Origin of the sequence: Pseudomonas sp. NPDC087336 (assembly GCF_044744285.1) — a bacterium.
In the GTDB taxonomy this organism is placed as follows: domain Bacteria; phylum Pseudomonadota; class Gammaproteobacteria; order Pseudomonadales; family Pseudomonadaceae; genus Aquipseudomonas.
The window spans coordinates 55,556-73,128 of sequence record NZ_JBIUYA010000013.1; the positions used below are offsets into that span (position 1 = coordinate 55,556).

Here is a 17,573-nt window from a genome sequence, read left to right on the forward strand (position 1 = left end):
CTGCCTCACAAATGGTAAACATCGATGACCTGGCGAACGTAGTCGTTCTTCAGGATCACTTTCTTGGCCTTGATCAACGGGTTTTCACCGCGCACATCGAGGGTGTAGAAACTGCTGCCGAAATAGCTGTCGACGGTCTTGTAGCGAAAGCTCAGGGTGTGCCAGTTGAAGCGCACCTTGCACATGCCGTCGGCTTGCTCGAGCAGCTCGATGTTGCTGATGTTGTGGGACGTGCGGGTGTCCGGCACGCTGGCGCTGGAACGCTCGGTCTTGATGCGGAAGATGCGGTCTTCAAGGCCTGTGCGGTTGCCGTACCAGATCAGCGAGATTTCACGCTGCGGGTCTTCAGTCAGTTCGTCATTGTCGTCCCAGGACGGCATCCAGTACGTCGCGTCGGGGGCGTACAGTTCCAGCCACTCGTCCCACTGGCGGTCGTCGAGGTAGCGCGCCTCGCGGTAGAGGAAATCGCGCACGGCATTGTAAGAAATGGTCATTGCACGTCCTCCACGGCGATCAGTTTCGACTGCTCGGCCGCCAAGGCCTTGAGCATGGTCTGCTGCCAATACTTGTGTTGCAGCACGAACAGGCCTTCATCTTCGGTGCGCACGCCGCTGAGCAGCGGATGCAGGTCGATTTCCTTTGCAGCCTCGTCGGCGCCTTCGATCCAGTGCTCGGCGCCGCGGGACATGTCGTTCCAGGTGGTGACGCTGCCCTGGTAACTGGTCTGGCAGGAGCGGAACTCTTCCAGATCGTCCGGCGTGGCCATGCCGCTGACGTTGAAGAAATCCTCGTACTGACGAATCCGGCTCGAACGCGCGTGGTCGCTTTCGCCTTTGGGGGCGATGCAGTAAATGGTGATTTCCGTGCGGTTGACCGAGATTGGCCGGGCAATACGGATCTGCGAGCTGAACTGGTCCATCAGATACACGTTGGGGTACAGGCACAAGTTGCGCGAGTTCTCGATCATCCAGTCGGCGCGGGCCTTGCCGAAGTCCTGGGCGAGATCAAAGCGACGTTCGTACAGCGGACGGTCCTCGGGGTTGGCCCAGCGGGTCCAGAGCAACATGTGGCCCTTGTCGAAGGAATAGAAACCACCGCCCTGCTTGGCCCAGCTGCCGGCGCTCATGGTCGGGTTCTCGTCACCGGCTTCGCGCTGCTTGCGCTGGTTCTGGGTGGCGGCGTAGTTCCAGTGCACGGAGCTGACGTGGTAACCGTCGGCACCGTTCTCCGCGGTGAGTTTCCAGTTGCCTTCGTAGATGTAGCTGGAAGAACCGCGCAGCACTTCCAGGCCATCGGTGGACTGGTCGACGATCATGTCGATGATCTTCGCCGACTCGCCCAAGTGCTCGGCCAGCGGCACTACATCGGCCTTGAGGCTGCCGAACAGGAAGCCGCGATAGGACTCGAAGCGCGCCACTTTGGTCAGGTCGTGGGAGCCTTCGCAGTTGAAGCTCGACGGGTAGCCGGCGTTCGCCGGATCCTTGACCTTGAGCAGCTTGCCGGAGTTGTTGAAGGTCCAGCCGTGGAACGGGCAGGTATACGAGCTTTTGTTGCCGGACTTGTGCCGGCACAGGGTCGCGCCGCGATGACTGCAGGCGTTGATGAAAGCGTTGAGCACCCCGTCCTTGTTGCGCGCGATGAAGATCGACTGGCGCCCCATGGTGGTGGTGTAGAAATCGTTGATGTTGGGGATCTGGCTTTCGTGCGCCAGATACAGCCAGTTGCCTTCGAAGATGTGTTCCATCTCCAGATCGAACAGGCGCGGATCGGTAAACATCTCGCGCTTGCAGCGATAGATGCCCTGCTCTGGATCGTCTTCAAGCAGGGACTCAAGGTATTCAGGTCGCAGGGTCATGGCCGCCGCCTCCATTGTTATTGTTCAGGCAAGGCTCATGCTAGGACGGGGCAATGGGGCGGACTATCCGCGGGGTGCAGAGGTTTATCCGTTTTGTGCAATGCGTGTTTTGCGGGCGAGATACTCCTTGTAGGAACCCGGCTTGCCGGCGTAGGCGGCATTGAATATTGCGCCGGTCTTTCGGGCGCTTTCGCTGGCAAGCCAGCTCCTACAGGGGGCTGCAGGTATCGATCCAGGGATCAGTGGCGGCGCTTGAGGGTATCGGATGGCAACTCGCCGAACTGCTTGCGATAACTGTCAGAGAAGCGTCCCAGGTGCAGGAAGCCGTAGTCCATTGCGATCTCCGTGACGTTGCGCACGTTGCAGGTCGGGTCGCTGAGGCAGGCGTTGACGCGCTCCAGGCGTTTCTGGCGGATGTAGTTTTTTGGCGTGGTGCTCGCGTTGCGTTCGAACAGGCCGTACAACGACCGCAGGCTCATGCTGGCCTGGCGCGCCAGCTCTTCGCTGTCGATGTCCTGCTTGAGATTCCTGGCGATGTAGTCGGCAATCGCTTCGAACGTGGCGGCCTGCGAGCCGAGTTCGAGGCGGCTGACGTTGGTCTTCATCAGGCTGAGCATCTTGCTGACGATGATCTGCGCGTAATGTTCCTGCACTCGGGGAATCTGCTCGGTGGCCTCGGCCTCCTGGCAAATCATCGCCAGCAGGTTGACGAAACCTTCCAGTTCATTGAGCTGGTAGCGGTTCTCGAGAAACCGCACGCCTTCTCCCGGATAGCGCCAGCGCTGCTCGTTGCAGACGGACTCGAACAGGGACGTGGGAACCTTGAGGATGAATTTTTCGCAATCGTCGGAGTAGGTCAAATCGACCGGATCGTCGGGATTGATCAGCAGCAACTCACCGGGGGCAAAGTAGTGTTCCTGGCCATGGCCGCGCCACAGGCAATTGCCCTGCAGCAACACTTGCAGGTGATAAATGGTTTCCAGCGCGCCCGAGGTGACGCGAACGCTGCCGCCGTAGCTGATACGGCAAAGGTCCAGGCTGGCGAATTTGCGATGATTGAGGCTGGCCAGGGGGTGCCCGGCACGAGGCATCAGGATGCAATGATTACCGACATGCTGATTGACGTAGCCCGATACCGCGTACGGGTCGGCATGGTCGAATACGGTGCTGCGCTGACTCAACAGTTGCGCTTGCATCATCGGGTCACTCTCGTTGTTGTTATAGGGTGCATCAGGTCATTCTAGGGCAGTACTGGCAGTGGTGTGTCATTGGACTGACCTGTGGAAGGTCATGTCATCAATCCCGTGCAGGAGCTGCCGCAGGCTGCGATCTTTTGATCTTGCCTTTAAAGAGCAAAGTCAAAAGATCGCAGCCTGCGGCAGCTCCTACAGTTCAGCAGGGATCAGTCCTCCAGAGCACGAACCCGCTCGTGGCGCTGCTGCTCTTCAGGCTGGGCGGACGACTGCAGGGTGAAGTCGAACTCGATTTCCGCAAAGCGACCGCTGACGCCGTACTGCGCTGCACGCGCCTGGTCATCGCTGAAGGTGATCTTGGCGATCAGCTCGTCACGGGTGGCGTAGGCAAAATCGTCGTGCAGGTACTTCTCGCCATCCAGGTTGATCTGGGTGGTCAGGTGACGATGGTCCGGTGCGGAAATGAAGAAGTGCACGTGCGCCGGGCGCTGGCCGTGACGGCCCAGTTGATCGAGCAGTTGCTGGGTCGGACCGTCCGGTGGGCAGCCGTAGCCCGACGGCACGATGCTGCGGAAACGGTAGCGGCCTTCGGCGTCGGTGACGATGCGGCGACGCAGGTTGAATTCCGACTGAGAAGCATCGAAGTACGAGTAGGTACCGCCAGTGTTGGCGTGCCACACGTCCACAATGGCGCCAGCCAAAGGTTCGCCAGCGGTGTTGAACACCCGGCCTTGCATGAACAGGGTCACACCTGGATCGACGCCGTCATCCAGGCGCGCTTCGCCTTGCGACAGCGGTGCACCGGCCACGTACAGCGGGCCTTCGATGGTGCGCGGGGTGCCACCGGATTTACCGGCCTGCTCGTCTTCGGCGTCCATCAGCAGGTCGAGGTAGTGCTCCAGGCCCAGGCCGGCCACCACCAGTCCAGCCTCCTGGCGTGCACCCAGCACGTTCAGGTAGTTGACCGCTTTCCAGAACTCTTCCGGGGTTACGGCAAGGTCTTCGATGATGTTCACCGAGTCGCGCAGGATGCGGTAGATCAGGGCTTTGGTGCGCGCATCACCGGCATCGTTGTGCAGGCCGCTGGCTTCTTCGAGAAATTTCTGGACTTCGGCAGTGTGGGAAATCTTGACGTTCATTTTACAGGTTCCTCATCTTGTAATTATTGGCATGGCGAACTGAACAGGCTGGGTTCAGCGGTCATCCTCGCGAATCGACGAAGGATGCCGGCACATCGCGGTGACTTCGATCGCCATGTACGGATACAGCGGCAGTTGCATGAGCAAATCGTGCAGTTCCTGGACGCTGTCGACATCGAACACGCTGTAGTTGGCGTAAAGCCCGGCGATGCGCCACAGGTGACGCCACTTGCCTTGGTCCTGCAGGCGCTGGGCCAGGGCTTTTTCGTCGGCCTTGAGCTGCGCGGCGCGTTCAGGGTTCATGTCGACCGGCAAATTCACGGTCATCTTTACGTGGAACAGCATAATGCTCTCCTCAGGCTTGATGAATGGTGGATGTCTTGTCGCGACGGAAAAACGCCAGGCGTTCTTCGTCCAGGCTCAGGCCCAGACCCGGGGTCTTCGGCACGTGCAACTCGAAATCGCGGTAAACCAGCGGTTCGCTGAGAATGTCTTCGGTCAGCAGCAGCGGGCCGAACAGCTCGGTGTCCCACGCCAGTTTGTTCAGGGTGACAAAGGCATGGGCCGAAGCCATGGTGCCGATTCCGCCTTCGAGCATGGTGCCGCCGTACAGGGCGATACCGGCCGCTTCGGCGATGGAGGCGGTGCGCAGCACGGCGCGCGGGCCACCGTTCTTGGCGATCTTCAGGGCAAACACCGAGGCCGCGCCTTCGCGGGCCAGGTTGAACGCGTCTTCCACGCACTCGATGGACTCGTCAGCCATGATCGGTGCCGGGCTCATGGCATTCAGGCGAGTCATGCCTGCGCGGTTGTTGCGCGAGATAGGCTGTTCGATCAGGTCGATGCCGTTGGTGCCAAGGATGCGGCAGGCGCGCAAGGCGACGGCTTCGTCCCAGGCCTGGTTGACGTCGACCCTGACGCTCGCACGATCGCCCAGGGCTTTCTTGATCGCAATCACGTGGGCGAGGTCGCGATTGACCTCGCCGGCACCGATTTTCAGCTTGAATATGCGGTGGCGGCGCAGGTCGAGCATTTTTTCCGCTTCGGCGATGTCCTTTTCGGTATCGCCGCTGGCCAGCGTCCAGGCCACGGGCAGCGAATCACGCACGCGGCCGCCGAGCAATTCGCTGACCGGCAGGCCAAGACGCTTGCCCTGGGCGTCGAGCAGTGCGGTTTCGATGCCGGACTTGGCGAAGGTATTGCCACGGATGCTGCGTTCCAGGCGCAACATCGCGGCATTGACATTGCCGCTGTCCTGGCCGATCAACAGCGGTGCGAAGTGCTTGTCGATGTTGGTCTTGATGCTGTCAGGGCTTTCGTTGCCATAGGCCAGGCCACCGATGGTGGTGGCTTCGCCGATGCCTTCGATGCCATCGGCGCAGCGCACGCGAATGACCACCAGGGTCTGGTTCTGCATGGTGTGCATCGCCAGCTTGTGCGGGCGGATGGTCGGCAGATCGACGATGATCGTCTCGATCGATTCAATGGCTGTAGCAAGCATTTCGATACCCGTCAGGTTCTTGAAGTTCTGGACCTGATTCTCATACGGCTTTTTCCGGGCGGCCAATATAGAATTGGTCTGGCTTGATACCCTTAAGGTATGCAAGTGCTCGATATCCGGAGGCTCCATGGAACTGCGTCACCTGCGTTACTTTCAGGTATTGGCTCAAACCCTCAATTTCACCCGCGCCGCCGAACGGCTGCACATCGCCCAGCCGCCCTTGAGCCGGCAAATCCAGCAACTGGAAGATGAACTGGGGGTGATGCTGCTCGAACGTGGCCGACCGTTGAAGCTGACTGACGCCGGGCGTTTCTTCCATGAGCACTCCACCGCCCTGCTCGACCAGTTGCACAAGGTCTGCGACAACACGCGGCGCATTGGCCTCGGGGAAAAGACCTGGCTGGGCATCGGCTTTGCGCCCTCGACGCTCTACGGCGTGTTGCCGCAACTGATCCGCCGCTTGCGCAGCGGCGAGCCGCTGGAGCTTGAACTCGGGCTGTCGGAGATGACCACGCTGCAGCAGGTACAGGCGCTCAAGGCCGGGCGCATCGACGTCGGTTTCGGCCGCATCCGCATCGACGACCCGGCCATCGTCCAGACCGTGCTCACCGAAGACCGCCTGGTGGCCGCCTTGCCCGCCGGTCACCCGCTGCTGGCCGGGCCCGTCAGCCTGCGCGACCTGGCCAGGGAGCCCTTCGTGCTTTACCCCGGCAACCCGCGTCCCAGCTATGCCGACCACGTGATCGCGCTGTTCGAATCCTATGGGGTGAGCATCCATATCGCGCAATGGACCAACGAGCTGCAGACGGCGATCGGGTTGGTGGGTGCCGGGATAGGAGTCACGCTGGTGCCGGCTTCGGTGCAGTTGCTGCACCGCGACGACATCGGATTCACCCCGCTGCTGGAGGACAACGCCACCTCACCGATCATTCTCAGTCGGCGGGTGGGCGACGTGTCACCGGGGTTGAATCATTGTTTGCGGATGATCGACGAACTGCTGCCACAGGCAATCACGTCCTTGTAGCTGCCGCAGGCTCGGTGTTCAGCCAGCGAACGCCCGGCGCCCGGCGCTCATCTCGGCGCGCAATTCACCGATAAATTCGGAGATTACACGCACGCTGGTCAACTCCTCGATCGAGACACCGGCAATCAGCAGCTTGACTTGCCCGCTGGCGGGATCAAAGACCTCGATCCGCAGCAGCCCGCCGCTCTCCGTGCATTCGCAGGCCAGGGGCTCAAAACCGGACTCGACAATGTTGCAAAGGACTGAAACGGGAACCATGACCGATGCCTCCGTGGCAGTGGAACGCAATGGATCCGGTGAGAATAGACGCCATTTGCCGATTTTGCGCCAGTCAATACTGTTAACTGCCTCGCATTTGCAGCCTTGCTCAGTGGCTATTGTCTTTCCAGATCCAGTTCCAGATCCCCGGCAATTGCGCCGGCTGTGAACTGTCGCGCAGCGTACGGGCCATGGCGGCCCGTTGCAGGGCGGCGGTATCGTCATAAAACGCTATTGGGGCGGTCCTGACTCCCGTCGCCCGAGCGCTGTCGAGAAGGATCTGCAGGTATTCGCGAGTGTGCCGCGCGGTGTAGCGATTAAGGTCGTGGAACGTCACCACCACCGGAATCACCCCGTCCACCACCGGCAGCTCGCCCCGGGCAATGCGCTCGCGTACTTCGGACATCGAACGCAGCATATGGGCGCGGCGCCGGGGGCTGGCATTGAAGCCCCAGATCTTGCCGTCGTTGGCGCTCAGGTCAGTCAGCAGCACATGCAGGCCATGCTGCTGGTAAGCGGCGAAGGTGCGTTTGTCGTAGCTCCAGAATGGCGGGCGCAGCAAGGTCGGCGGCGCACCGGTGATCGCGGCGATGTCGGCACACCCGTCGGTGAGCGCCTGTTCCAGCTCCTGCGCGTCCAGCGAGCGATGATTGGTGTGCGAAGGCGTGGCCGTGTGGAAGGCCAGAATGTGCCCGGCATCGCGCTCGCGGTGCATGACCGCCCGCCCGATTTCACTGGCGCCAGCGCGCGAGGCACGGGTCTGCACGAAAAACACCGCCTTGATGCCGGGTTGCACAGGATTGATCGCCAGGCTGTCGAGCACGGCCTCGGTCGGGTTCCAGAAACTCGAGGCGCTGGGGCCATCGTCGAACGTCAGCAAAAAGCGGATCGGTGGTTGCGTGTGCAACGCCTGTTCGGTTTGCGAGGTCATTTCAATGGGTGCGGCGATACAGCCCAGCAGACCGACTGCCATGGCGAACACCGATAGAATCTTGAACAGCTGTTTCATGTTTTGCCTTGGGCCAGACCGTAACCCGCGCAGCCGCGGGCCGAGGTTGGATAAGGTACACAGTGTTTGGTTCCGGCTACAGGGCTTGGGTGAACATCTATGCTGATCACACCAGCCGGAGGGTTCGATCGATGTGCGGACGATTGTCGCAATACCGGGGCATTCACGATTTCGTGGCGGTGCTGAGCATTCCCGACGCCTTGATCAACCACGTCGGCGATCAGCCACTGGCCCGCTACAACGCCGCGCCCACCACGCAGCTTGCGCTGTTGCACCTGGAGAGCGATGGCCTGCACGCCGACTCGCAGCGCTGGGGCTGGCGACCGCACTGGGCGAAGGATCGTGCGGCGCCGATCAATGCGCGCGTCGAGAAAGTCGCCCACGGCCCGTTCTTTAGAGCGATCTGGCCCCATCGCGCCATCTGCCCGGTCGACAACTGGTTCGAATGGGTCGATGCCGGGGATGGCACGCGACAACCCTGGCTGATTCGCCGACGTGACCAGGGGCCGGTCTTCTGCGCGGCGATCGGGCAATTCCCGGTGGGCGGTGCAGCTTCCAGGGACGATGACGGCTTTGTCATCATCACCGCCGATAGCGCGGGCGGCATGCTGGACGTGCATGACCGCCGACCGGTGGTGTTCAACGCAGAACTGGCACGCGAATGGCTGGACCCGGCGACGCCCAGGGAACGTGCCGAGCAGATGGTGCTGCTGCAGGGGGAAGACAGTGATGCTTTCGAGTGGTACCGGGTCGACAAGGCCGTGGGTAATGTCAGGAATCAGGGGGCTGGGTTGATTGACACTTTGAAGGCATAAAACACGTATAGAAACATGGCATTTTGATTCTCCCACCGCTTGTCAAACGATGTCAGGCACTTACTTACAATTGGTGCTCTAACCCCGACTTCCCGCAGTTGCTGGAATAAGCCCAAACCTGTAGGAGCGAGCCGCCCTGAGCCGGCTCGCTCCTACAGTTACAGTGTTTCGCAAGTTGCTCAGAACTTGCGGTCAGGCTCTGACAACTCTCGGCTGTCGTCATGCTTCCACGTCTGTTCTGAATGTTTTTGCTCTTCGATTTCTTCTTCCGTCGGCTCATCCATGTCGTCTTCGGGATCCGGTTTCTTTTGCTCTGTTGCCATGGGTTCACCTCTCTTCCTGAAGGGATCGGTCATCAACTTTAAGCGTAGAACAGTTTCCCGTCCCGGGCTCACAGCCACCAACGCAGCAAAAAGAAAAAACCCATGCTCAACAGCATGCTGAGCAAGGTGTTGCGGGTGTACAGCACCAGGCCGACAGCCACCAGCGAACTGATCAGGTAGGGATTGTCCCATTGCAAGTTCAGTTGCTTGTCCGGCATGAACACGATCGGCCCGCAGATCGCCGTCAGCATGCCCGGCACGGCGAAACCGAGGAACTGCCTGGCATTGCTGCTCAACCGCAGCGGCAGTCGCGGTTCCAGGAATACATAGCGGTTGAGAAATACCAGGGCGCCCATGCCGATAATCACTGCCCAGACCATCATGTGCGCGCGCCCTGGAATTTGTTGCAGATAAACCCGGCGGTCATGCCGGCAAGGCCCGACAGCACCAGGGCCGAGCCCCATTGCCAGTAGCTGAACAGCACCGAGCAGAACAGCGAGACCGCGACACAGACCACCGTCGGCACGTTGCGCACCACCGGGGTGATCAGGGCGATGAAGGTGGCTGCGATGGAGAAGTCCAGCCCCAGGTGTTCCAGGCCCGCAATGCTACTGCCCAGCACGATGCCCGCCAGGGTGAAGAGGTTCCAGGCCACGTAGAACGTCAGGCCGACACCCAGGGCGTACCAGCGATCGAACTGCTGTTTGTCGTGCTGGCTGGTCAGGGCGAACAGTTCATCGGTGAGCAAAAAGCCCAGCCCCGCTCGCCAGCGACCCGGCAATGGCGAGATCACCGAACGCATGCTCATCCCGTAGAGCAAATGCTGGGAAGTCAGCAACAAGGTGGTCAGCAGGATCGAAAAGATCCCGGCCCCGCCCTTGAGCATGCCGATGGCCACCAGCTGCGCAGCACCGGCAAACACGATGCTCGACAAGCCCTGTCCTTGCAGGGGCGTGAGGTTAGCTTCGATGGCCATGGAACCGGCCAGCAGGCCCCAGGGTGCCGTCGCCAGAGATAACGGCATGATCGCCACGGCGCCACGCAAGAATGCGCTGCGCGGCAAGAGTGAATTGGACATAACGCTCTGCAACCAGGGAAAGACCTGAGACTGTGCCAGCAGTCACGATGGATGGCTTGAACAATCTTGCGCACTTGGGCCGCTCACAGGCTGGCGGGGCATTTTTCAGGATATTCGTGATTGACAAACAACGCGCCGGCTTTTAAAACTGGGCGCCTCATTCAGGGTGTAAGCAAAGATGTCCGCAACCTTCAATCTCGACGCTTGTGTCATTGGCTTGACTGCCAAGGCCCAAGGTTGCGTTGCGCACGCCCTCAAATCGAAGAAACAGTCGCTCATGTGACCGGGGCGCGCTGTCCCGTCAGATGAGCTGACAGGACATTGAGCGCGACGGACCACCCTCCCTTTGCTTACTTCCTTCTACGCTTCTGACGGTGACGACATCGGTCAACCATCAGGAGAAAGTGCATGTCATCGTTTCAAGGTATCTGGGTTCCCCTCGTCACACCGTTCCACAATGGCGCCATCGATTTCATCGGGTTGCGCCGGCTGGTCAGCCATCTGCTGGAACAAGGTGTCGACGGCCTGATTGTCTGTGGCACCACCGGCGAACCGGCGGCCATAGGCAAACACGAGCAGCTCGCGGTGCTCGATGCGGTGCTCGAGCAAGTGCCGGCCCGGCAGGTCGTCATGGGCCTGGCCGGCAACAACCTGATCGAGCTGCTGCACTTTCAGCAGGAGATCCTCAAGCGCCCGGTGGCCGGCCTGCTGGTGCCGCCGCCGTATTACATCCGGCCGTCCCAGGCGGGGCTCGAAGGGTTTTTCCAGACGGTCGCCGACGCGTCCAGTGTGCCGCTGATCCTGTACGACATCCCCTACCGCACCGGCGTGACCTTCGATCAGGCGACCTTGCTGAACATCGTCGCCCATGAGCGGATCGTCGCGATCAAGGACTGTGGTGGCAACCTGGGCAACACCCTGGCATTGCTGGCCAGCGGCAAGGTCGATGTGCTGTGCGGTGAAGACAACCAGATTTTCAATGCCCTGTGCCTGGGCGCCAAAGGCGCGATTGCCGCCTCGGCGCACGTCCATCCACATCTTTTCGTGGCGCTGTACCGACAGATTCGCGACAACCAGCTGGCGGCCGGCCGGGCAACCTTTTTCCAGCTTCTGCCGTTGATCCAGAGCCTGTTCATCGAGCCCAACCCGGCGCCGGTGAAAACCGCGTTGGCCCTGCAAGGCTTGATCACGGATGAGCTGCGCGCACCGATGCAACGCAGCAGCGATGCCATGGTGGCGCGACTAAAGGAGGTGCTTGGCGCACTGGGCAGTGACAATCGATAGAGCGCCAGGCACCCGCGCGAGTACCATGGAGCGATTCGACTGACGCGCCAGGGGGTCGACATGCACTACCGAATCGCCGCCGATGGCCTGATGCTGTTTCACCTGGCGTTCATTGTGTTCGTCGTGTTCGGCGGGCTGCTGGTGCTCAAATGGCCGCGCCTGATGGTGTGGCACCTGCCCGCCGCCGCCTGGGGCGTGGCGGTGGAGGTGTTCCACCTGCCTTGCCCGCTGACACACTGGGAAAACCTGATGCGCCAGGGGGCGGGGCAAACCGGTTACGGCGGTGGCTTTATCGAACATTACCTGTGGCCGATCATCTACCCGGCCGGGCTGACACCGGCCATTGAGCTGGGGTTGGGCAGCGCGGTACTGCTGGTCAATGCACTGGTTTATCTTCGATTGATCTGGCACAGGAAACGGCGGCGTCTATCGTAACCGTCAAACATGAGGGCACGGCTCATGCTGTCGACTGAAGACCTGACGCTGCTGCAAGCGATCCGCGAGACCGGCAGCCTGTCGCGGGCCGCGGCCTACCTCGGCAAGGCGCCCTCCACGGTGTCCTACGCCGCGCGGCAACTGGAAGAACGCTTCGATGCCTTGCTGTTCGATCGCCGGCGCTACCGCCTGCAACTCACCCCCGCCGGTGAATTGCTGGTCAACGAAGCGGCGCGACTGATGCAGGACGTCTCGCGCCTGACCCAACGGGTGCAGCAAGTGGCCAATGGCTGGGAAAGTCGGCTGTGGATCGTCACCGATGAACTGCTGGAATTCGAAACCCTGATCCCGGTGATCCACGAGTTCGATGCGCTGGGTTCCGGCGTACCGCTGCGCATCACCCAGGAAGTGCTCCGGGGTGTCTGGGAGGCCCTGCGTGAAGGCCGCGCCGACCTGATCATCGGTGCCACCAACGAGCCACCGGCCATCGCGTCCCTGGGCTGGATGCAACTGGGGGAAATGCAATGGGTATTTGCCGTCTCGCCCAGGCACCCGCTGGCCAAGGCCCGCGAACCGATCACCCGCGCCATGGTGGCGCAGCACCGGGCGATCGTCGTGGCAGACTCCTCCCGGGCCAGCGAAGGCAGTACCTACGGTGTCTCCGGTGGCCAATCGGTGCTGGCGGTACCGACCATGCGCGCGAAAATCCTCGCCCAGTGCGACGGCCTCGGCGTGGGCTGGCTGCCCAGGCACCGGGTCGCCTCGTTACTGGACAATGGCACGCTGGTGGAAAAGCAGATGGCCGACCCCCGCGAGCCGAACATCCTGTATGCCGGCTGGCGCGGCGACCACGACGGGCGGGCGCTGGGCTGGTGGCTGGAAAAGCTCAAGCAACCGTATCTTTGCACCCGGCTGGTACAGGGCAGCGACCGGTTTGCCTGAGCCTCAGTTGGCAATCACGCTCATGTTGCGCCCGCTGGCCTTGGCCACGTACAACGCTTTGTCGGCCGCACCGATCAGTTCTCTGGTCTGGGCATTCGACGCCGGATCGTAACCGCACACACCCACGCTGACCGTCACCTTGCCATCAGGGCTTTCAGTATGCGGCAGGCTGGCGGCCTGGACTGCATGGCGGATTTTTTCCGCCAGCAGGAATGCCCCGACGTAGTCAGTCCCCGGTAGCACCACGGCAAACTCCTCGCCGCCAAAGCGCGCAGCCAGATCGCCAGGACGCCTGATGTGCTCGGTGATGAGCCCAGCGATCTTGCGCAGGCACTCATCACCGGCCAGATGGCCATAGCGATCGTTGAACGGCTTGAAGTGATCGACATCGATCATCAACAGGGCCAGGCCCGTCATGTTGTGCCGGGCGCGGCCCATTTCCGCCTGGATGAACAGGTCGAACTGGCGGCGGTTGGCCAGGCCTGTGAGCGCGTCTTCCAGCGCCAGCAACTCAAGGTTGCGATTGAGTTCGAGCAGGCGTTCCTGAGTGCCGAGCAATTCGCCCTGGATGCGATCCTGCTTCTTCATCAACTTGATCAGGCGATAGCCGAGTACCCCCAGAACCCCGAGTAACAGCGCGACGATCCCCGCACTGAGCAAGGACTCCTGGCGCCAGCCGGCCAGCACCTCGTCCTTGTTGAGCGCGGCAAAGACGATCAGCGGATAACCCTCGACCCGGCGATAGCCCACGACCCGCTCCACGCCATCCAGGATGGACCGCACGGTAGCCGTGCCCGAACTGGCCTGTGGCAGGAGCTTGGTGAACAGCGGGCTCTTGGCCAGGCTGGTGCCGATGTCCGCCTCGTGAAACGGCCGGCGCACGATAATGCTGGCATCATCGGCGATCAGGTTGATCACGCCGTTGCGGCCCATGTCGATGCCATCGTACAGCTGCAGGAAATGACTGAGGTAGAGGGTGGCCAGCGCCACCCCGGCGAAACGCCCATCGGGGTAATTGATCCGGCGCGACACCGTCATGATCCATTCGCCGCTGGAGCGGCTCTTTATCGAAGGGCCGATGTGCGGTCCGCGGTCGGGATGATCGCGGTGATAGATGAAGTATTCGCGGTCGGAATTGTTGGCGACCCCCACCTCGGCACCGTTGGAATTGGCGATCCATTTGCCGGTTTCGTCATAGACGAACAGCCCATGCACCTGGCTCAACTCACTGCGCTGGGCGCCGAGCAGGCGTTGCAGGCGATTGAGCCGACCCGGCTCGATACCGTCGTTCTCCAGGCGATCGACCAGGGTGAACAGCAGCGTGTCGGCTTGCTTGATCGCCGCCTGGGCCTGCGAGGCCAGGGTCTGCGCAAGGTTGGACATCGCCACTTCCTTGTCATGCAGATGGTACTGGCGCGAGCTCCAGGTTTCCCAGATCACGATCACCGCCATCGACAGGCAGACGGCAATCAAGAGGGTCACGGCAGAGCGAGTCTTGAGTCGGGCGACTCCCTGCCGGTTTTGTTCCACAGGATCGTGAATGGACGGCTGCCCCATGACGTTCGCTCCTTGAATCGAATGAAAAGGCCCTTGCTGCTCCATGGGTCTAGCGTGCTGCCTGCTTTAGCGCGTCCAGCCAGGCCGGGTCCAGTCGCGTCTGCCGGATGTCGATGCCCTGCGCTTGCATCCGCGCCTGATGTTGCTCCATTTCCCGGTGCAATTGCGCATCATCGCTGGAGTTACCGTCCAGTTGGTGCATCTGGCTCAATCCCAGGTGATAGAAGCGCAACAGCTTCATCGCGTCTGGATCCCCCGCTTCCACGGCCGCCTTGAGGTGGTGCATGACGTTGGTGATGCTCATCAGGCTGCGCTTGAGTTGCCAACTGTAGACCGCCGGCGCCATCCACGCCTGGTGCCAGAACAGCTTGCGCATCAACGCGGCCATGACCAGGACGGCGGCAAACACCCCGCCGATGTTGAAGCGTAGATTGTCCCCTGAGGGCTCGCCGAACAACGTCACCGCCGCGGTGGACAGGGCCATCGCCAGCGCGAGGAAGATCAGCGCGATCATCACCGTGCTGCGCCGTGTCCGTTGCCGATAGTCGTCGGCGTTCATCGGCTGGATTTCGAACATGACGTCGGGATTCCTTGGCTTCAATGGCAAAAAAAGGGTCTCAGGGTAAAAAGACCGCGGGCCATTATCGCCTCTGCGACGGATTTAGCTATGCTGGGGCTCCTTTTCATCTATACATCATCAAAAGGAGGACATGGCGAGACCGCGCAGTTCGTGCCATCTTCTTTCATGGATACTCTCTATTCGGATGTCATTCGTTGTTTGCGCGTGAATGACATCGTTTTAAGGATCATTGAATGACCCAACGACAAGTAATCAATGCATCGGTCAGCCCGAAAGGCAGCCTGGAAACACTCTCCCAACGGGAAGTCCAGCAACTGAGCGAAGCCGGATCCGGCAGTACCTACGACATCTTCCGCCAGTGCGCCCTGGCCATCCTCAACACCGGCGCCCACGTCGATAACGCCAAGACCATCCTCGAGGCCTACAAGGACTTCGAAATCCGCATCCACCAGCAAGACCGCGGCGTACGCCTGGAACTGCTGAACGCCCCGGCCGACGCCTTCGTCGACGGCGAAATGATTGCCAGCACCCGTGAAATGCTGTTCAGCGCCCTGCGCGACATCGTCTACACCGAAAACGAACTCGACAGCCAACGCATCGACCTGAGCACCTCCCAGGGTATCAGCGACTATGTCTTCCACCTGCTGCGCAACGCCCGCACGCTGCGCCCCGGTGTCGAGCCGAAGATCGTGGTGTGCTGGGGCGGTCACTCGATCAATACCGAAGAATACAAATACACCAAGAAAGTCGGCCACGAACTGGGCCTGCGCAGCCTGGACGTGTGCACCGGTTGCGGCCCCGGCGTGATGAAAGGCCCGATGAAAGGCGCCACCATCGCCCATGCCAAACAGCGCATCCACGGCGGCCGCTACCTGGGCCTGACTGAACCTGGGATCATCGCCGCCGAGGCGCCGAACCCGATCGTCAACGAACTGGTGATCCTGCCGGACATCGAAAAGCGCCTGGAAGCCTTCGTCCGCGTCGGCCACGGCATCATCATCTTCCCAGGCGGAGCCGGTACGGCCGAGGAGTTCCTGTACCTGCTGGGCATCCTGATGCACCCGGACAACGCCGGCCTGCCCTTCCCGGTCGTCCTCACCGGCCCGAAACATGCTGCGCCTTACCTGGAACAGCTTGATGCGTTCGTCGGCGCCACCCTGGGCGCAGACGCCAAGAAGCACTACGAGATCATCATCGACGACCCGACTGAAGTCGCCCGATACATGACCCAGGGCCTCAAGGCGGTCAAGCAGTTCCGTCGCGAGCGCAACGACGCGTTCCATTTCAACTGGCTGCTGAAGATCGACGAAGGCTTCCAGCGCCCGTTCGACCCGACCCACGAGAACATGGCCAACCTCAAACTGAGCCGTGACCTGCCGGCCCACGAATTGGCCGCCAACCTGCGCCGCGCGTTCTCCGGCATCGTCGCCGGCAACGTCAAGGACAAGGGCATCCGCCTGATCGAAAAACACGGGCCATACCAGATCCGTGGCGATGCGGCCGTCATGCAGCCGCTGGATCAACTGCTCAAGGCCTTCGTCGCCCAGCACCGGATGAAACTGCCAGGTGGCGCGGCTTATGTGCCGTGTTATCAAGTGGTTGCGTAATCTCGTTAATGTAAATTGTTAGACGCGAGCCGAAGCCAATGCTTCGGCTTGCTGCTTTCAGGGAGAGGTAAATCAGATCGCACCATCGGCGCCTCTACCAACGTGGCCGTTACCGCAGGAATGGATATGTGCACCTGAAAGAGAATTGGTCGCCTGTAAGGCCGCCTTCGCTGGCAAGCCAGCGCCTACAAAATGTATCGTGGCAAAAAAAGAGGATCGACCAATGGACCACGTCAACCACATCCTGATCGTCGACGACGATCGCGAAATTCGCGAACTGGTCGGCAACTACCTGAAGAAAAACGGCCTGCGCACCACCGTGGTCGCCGATGGCCGGCACATGCGCAGCTTCCTCGAAGCCAATCAGGTCGACCTGATCGTGCTCGACATCATGTTGCCCGGCGACGACGGCCTGGTCCTGTGCCGCGAACTGCGCGCTGGCAAGCACAAAGCCACGCCGATCCTGATGCTCACCGCACGCAACGACGAAACCGACCGTATCCTCGGCCTGGAAATGGGCGCCGACGACTACCTGACCAAACCCTTCGCCGCCCGCGAACTGCTGGCGCGGATCAACGCCGTATTGCGCCGCACCCGCATGCTGCCACCCAACCTGCTGGTCAGCGAAAGCGGGCGCATGCTCGGCTTTGGCCACTGGCGCCTGGACACCACCGCCCGTCACCTGCTGGACCAGGACGGTACCCTGGTGGCCCTCAGTGGCGCCGAATACCGCCTGCTGCGGGTGTTCCTCGATCACCCGCAACGGGTGCTGAGCCGCGACCAATTGCTCAACCTGACCCAGGGCCGCGACGCCGACCTGTTCGACCGCTCGATCGACTTGCTGGTCAGCCGCCTGCGCCAACGGCTCAAGGACGACTCGCGGGAATCGACCTACATCAAGACCGTGCGCAGCGAGGGCTACGTGTTCTCCTACCCGGTGGAAATGCTTGATGCCCAGGCCTGAATGGCACGA

20 protein-coding genes are annotated in these 17,573 nt (G+C 61.2%); 7 read left to right on the plus strand and 13 right to left on the minus strand.

All coding sequences use genetic code 11. The annotated features are described in order from the left end of the window. Positions 1 to 5 precede the first annotated feature (5 nt). From benB to ACIO0C_RS15045, 6 genes are all read right to left on the minus strand, one after another. A complete protein-coding gene (gene benB, locus ACIO0C_RS15020; protein ID WP_401313315.1) occupies positions 6 to 494 on the minus strand; it encodes a benzoate 1,2-dioxygenase small subunit in 489 nt (162 codons plus the stop codon). Further along, positions 491 to 1,855, minus strand: a complete 1,365-nt coding sequence (gene benA / locus ACIO0C_RS15025; protein ID WP_401313317.1) for a benzoate 1,2-dioxygenase large subunit — start codon at positions 1,853 to 1,855, stop codon at positions 491 to 493. The genes benB and benA overlap by 4 nt, the downstream gene beginning before the upstream one ends. Before the next feature lie 239 nt (positions 1,856 to 2,094). Next, positions 2,095 to 3,054, minus strand: coding sequence for an AraC family transcriptional regulator (locus tag ACIO0C_RS15030; protein WP_401313320.1), 960 nt, complete (start codon positions 3,052 to 3,054; stop codon positions 2,095 to 2,097). A 203-nt stretch (positions 3,055 to 3,257) separates the two neighbouring features. Beyond that, a complete protein-coding gene (gene catA, locus ACIO0C_RS15035) occupies positions 3,258 to 4,187 on the minus strand; it encodes a catechol 1,2-dioxygenase (RefSeq protein ID WP_008055866.1) in 930 nt (309 codons plus the stop codon). A gap of 54 nt (positions 4,188 to 4,241) precedes the next feature. Beyond that, entirely contained in the window at positions 4,242 to 4,532 is a 291-nt protein-coding gene (catC, locus tag ACIO0C_RS15040; RefSeq protein ID WP_008029082.1) for a muconolactone Delta-isomerase, read from the minus strand. Between the two features lie 10 nt (positions 4,533 to 4,542). After that, complete coding sequence (locus ACIO0C_RS15045) at positions 4,543 to 5,688, minus strand: muconate cycloisomerase family protein (RefSeq protein WP_401313558.1); 1,146 nt, start codon at positions 5,686 to 5,688, stop codon at positions 4,543 to 4,545. 127 nt (positions 5,689 to 5,815) lie between these two features. Between ACIO0C_RS15045 and ACIO0C_RS15050 the strand changes: the two genes are divergently transcribed. Then, positions 5,816 to 6,712, plus strand: coding sequence for a LysR family transcriptional regulator (locus tag ACIO0C_RS15050; RefSeq protein WP_401313323.1), 897 nt, complete (start codon positions 5,816 to 5,818; stop codon positions 6,710 to 6,712). 18 nt (positions 6,713 to 6,730) lie between these two features. Here the strand turns inward: ACIO0C_RS15050 and ACIO0C_RS15055 are convergent, their stop codons facing one another. Both ACIO0C_RS15055 and ACIO0C_RS15060 read right to left on the minus strand, forming a co-directional pair. Next, positions 6,731 to 6,970, minus strand: coding sequence for a DUF1652 domain-containing protein (locus ACIO0C_RS15055; protein ID WP_401313325.1), 240 nt, complete (start codon positions 6,968 to 6,970; stop codon positions 6,731 to 6,733). Positions 6,971 to 7,079: 109 nt separating this feature from the next. Then, positions 7,080 to 7,979, minus strand: a complete 900-nt coding sequence (locus ACIO0C_RS15060) for a polysaccharide deacetylase family protein (RefSeq protein WP_401313328.1) — start codon at positions 7,977 to 7,979, stop codon at positions 7,080 to 7,082. A 131-nt stretch (positions 7,980 to 8,110) separates the two neighbouring features. On the opposite strand from ACIO0C_RS15060, the gene ACIO0C_RS15065 reads away from it, so the two are divergent. Further along, on the plus strand, positions 8,111 to 8,794 hold the full coding sequence (locus ACIO0C_RS15065; RefSeq protein WP_401313331.1) for an SOS response-associated peptidase: 684 nt from the start codon (positions 8,111 to 8,113) through the stop codon (positions 8,792 to 8,794). A 179-nt stretch (positions 8,795 to 8,973) separates the two neighbouring features. Here the strand turns inward: ACIO0C_RS15065 and ACIO0C_RS15070 are convergent, their stop codons facing one another. From ACIO0C_RS15070 to ACIO0C_RS15080, 3 genes are all read right to left on the minus strand, one after another. Next, positions 8,974 to 9,117, minus strand: a complete 144-nt coding sequence (locus ACIO0C_RS15070; RefSeq protein WP_401313334.1) for a hypothetical protein — start codon at positions 9,115 to 9,117, stop codon at positions 8,974 to 8,976. A gap of 68 nt (positions 9,118 to 9,185) precedes the next feature. Continuing rightward, positions 9,186 to 9,497: an AzlD domain-containing protein gene (locus ACIO0C_RS15075; protein ID WP_401313559.1), complete on the minus strand. Its 312-nt coding sequence runs from the start codon at positions 9,495 to 9,497 to the stop codon at positions 9,186 to 9,188. Next, complete coding sequence (locus ACIO0C_RS15080; RefSeq protein ID WP_401313337.1) at positions 9,497 to 10,195, minus strand: AzlC family ABC transporter permease; 699 nt, start codon at positions 10,193 to 10,195, stop codon at positions 9,497 to 9,499. Before ACIO0C_RS15080 ends, ACIO0C_RS15075 begins: the two co-directional genes overlap by 1 nt. 408 nt (positions 10,196 to 10,603) lie before the next feature. On the opposite strand from ACIO0C_RS15080, the gene dapA reads away from it, so the two are divergent. Genes dapA through ACIO0C_RS15095 form a run of 3 tightly spaced genes read left to right on the plus strand, consistent with a single transcriptional unit; the run spans position 10,604 to position 12,856 of the window. Continuing rightward, positions 10,604 to 11,479 carry a 4-hydroxy-tetrahydrodipicolinate synthase gene (gene dapA / locus ACIO0C_RS15085; RefSeq protein WP_401313340.1) on the plus strand — a complete coding sequence of 292 codons (876 nt, stop codon included), beginning with the start codon at positions 10,604 to 10,606 and terminating at the stop codon, positions 11,477 to 11,479. A gap of 60 nt (positions 11,480 to 11,539) precedes the next feature. Next, positions 11,540 to 11,914, plus strand: coding sequence for a DUF2784 domain-containing protein (locus ACIO0C_RS15090; RefSeq protein WP_401313342.1), 375 nt, complete (start codon positions 11,540 to 11,542; stop codon positions 11,912 to 11,914). A 24-nt stretch (positions 11,915 to 11,938) separates the two neighbouring features. After that, positions 11,939 to 12,856 (plus strand): LysR family transcriptional regulator, encoded by a 918-nt coding sequence (locus ACIO0C_RS15095; RefSeq protein ID WP_401313344.1) that lies wholly within the window; start codon positions 11,939 to 11,941, stop codon positions 12,854 to 12,856. Positions 12,857 to 12,859: 3 nt separating this feature from the next. On the opposite strand, the gene ACIO0C_RS15100 is transcribed toward ACIO0C_RS15095, so the two are convergent. Together ACIO0C_RS15100 and ACIO0C_RS15105 are read right to left on the minus strand one after the other, a co-directional pair. Then, entirely contained in the window at positions 12,860 to 14,413 is a 1,554-nt protein-coding gene (locus ACIO0C_RS15100; RefSeq protein WP_401313347.1) for a sensor domain-containing diguanylate cyclase, read from the minus strand. 49 nt (positions 14,414 to 14,462) lie between these two features. Then, positions 14,463 to 14,990, minus strand: coding sequence for a DUF3087 domain-containing protein (locus tag ACIO0C_RS15105; RefSeq protein WP_401313349.1), 528 nt, complete (start codon positions 14,988 to 14,990; stop codon positions 14,463 to 14,465). 236 nt (positions 14,991 to 15,226) lie between these two features. Here ACIO0C_RS15105 and ppnN point away from each other — a divergent pair, with 236 nt between their 5' ends. Together ppnN and ACIO0C_RS15115 are read left to right on the plus strand one after the other, a co-directional pair. Then, positions 15,227 to 16,600, plus strand: a complete 1,374-nt coding sequence (gene ppnN, locus ACIO0C_RS15110; protein ID WP_401313351.1) for a nucleotide 5'-monophosphate nucleosidase PpnN — start codon at positions 15,227 to 15,229, stop codon at positions 16,598 to 16,600. 223 nt (positions 16,601 to 16,823) lie between these two features. Then, positions 16,824 to 17,564, plus strand: coding sequence for a response regulator (locus tag ACIO0C_RS15115; RefSeq protein ID WP_401313354.1), 741 nt, complete (start codon positions 16,824 to 16,826; stop codon positions 17,562 to 17,564). Positions 17,565 to 17,573: the final 9 nt, after the last annotated feature.

Excerpts from the sequence above, each read along its gene's own strand:
- benB (WP_401313315.1), bottom strand. The coding sequence starts at position 494 with ATGACCATTTCTTACAATGCCGTGCGCGATTTCCTCTACCGCGAGGCG.
- benA (WP_401313317.1), bottom strand. The coding sequence starts at position 1,855 with ATGACCCTGCGACCTGAATACCTTGAGTCCCTGCTTGAAGACGATCCA.
- ACIO0C_RS15030 (WP_401313320.1), bottom strand. The coding sequence starts at position 3,054 with ATGATGCAAGCGCAACTGTTGAGTCAGCGCAGCACCGTATTCGACCAT.
- catA (WP_008055866.1), bottom strand. The coding sequence starts at position 4,187 with ATGAACGTCAAGATTTCCCACACTGCCGAAGTCCAGAAATTTCTCGAA.
- catC (WP_008029082.1), bottom strand. The coding sequence starts at position 4,532 with ATGCTGTTCCACGTAAAGATGACCGTGAATTTGCCGGTCGACATGAAC.
- ACIO0C_RS15045 (WP_401313558.1), bottom strand. The coding sequence starts at position 5,688 with ATGCTTGCTACAGCCATTGAATCGATCGAGACGATCATCGTCGATCTG.
- ACIO0C_RS15050 (WP_401313323.1), top strand. The coding sequence starts at position 5,816 with ATGGAACTGCGTCACCTGCGTTACTTTCAGGTATTGGCTCAAACCCTC.
- ACIO0C_RS15055 (WP_401313325.1), bottom strand. The coding sequence starts at position 6,970 with ATGGTTCCCGTTTCAGTCCTTTGCAACATTGTCGAGTCCGGTTTTGAG.
- ACIO0C_RS15060 (WP_401313328.1), bottom strand. The coding sequence starts at position 7,979 with ATGAAACAGCTGTTCAAGATTCTATCGGTGTTCGCCATGGCAGTCGGT.
- ACIO0C_RS15065 (WP_401313331.1), top strand. The coding sequence starts at position 8,111 with ATGTGCGGACGATTGTCGCAATACCGGGGCATTCACGATTTCGTGGCG.
- ACIO0C_RS15070 (WP_401313334.1), bottom strand. The coding sequence starts at position 9,117 with ATGGCAACAGAGCAAAAGAAACCGGATCCCGAAGACGACATGGATGAG.
- ACIO0C_RS15075 (WP_401313559.1), bottom strand. The coding sequence starts at position 9,497 with ATGGTCTGGGCAGTGATTATCGGCATGGGCGCCCTGGTATTTCTCAAC.
- ACIO0C_RS15080 (WP_401313337.1), bottom strand. The coding sequence starts at position 10,195 with ATGTCCAATTCACTCTTGCCGCGCAGCGCATTCTTGCGTGGCGCCGTG.
- dapA (WP_401313340.1), top strand. The coding sequence starts at position 10,604 with ATGTCATCGTTTCAAGGTATCTGGGTTCCCCTCGTCACACCGTTCCAC.
- ACIO0C_RS15090 (WP_401313342.1), top strand. The coding sequence starts at position 11,540 with ATGCACTACCGAATCGCCGCCGATGGCCTGATGCTGTTTCACCTGGCG.
- ACIO0C_RS15095 (WP_401313344.1), top strand. The coding sequence starts at position 11,939 with ATGCTGTCGACTGAAGACCTGACGCTGCTGCAAGCGATCCGCGAGACC.
- ACIO0C_RS15100 (WP_401313347.1), bottom strand. The coding sequence starts at position 14,413 with ATGGGGCAGCCGTCCATTCACGATCCTGTGGAACAAAACCGGCAGGGA.
- ACIO0C_RS15105 (WP_401313349.1), bottom strand. The coding sequence starts at position 14,990 with ATGTTCGAAATCCAGCCGATGAACGCCGACGACTATCGGCAACGGACA.
- ppnN (WP_401313351.1), top strand. The coding sequence starts at position 15,227 with ATGACCCAACGACAAGTAATCAATGCATCGGTCAGCCCGAAAGGCAGC.
- ACIO0C_RS15115 (WP_401313354.1), top strand. The coding sequence starts at position 16,824 with ATGGACCACGTCAACCACATCCTGATCGTCGACGACGATCGCGAAATT.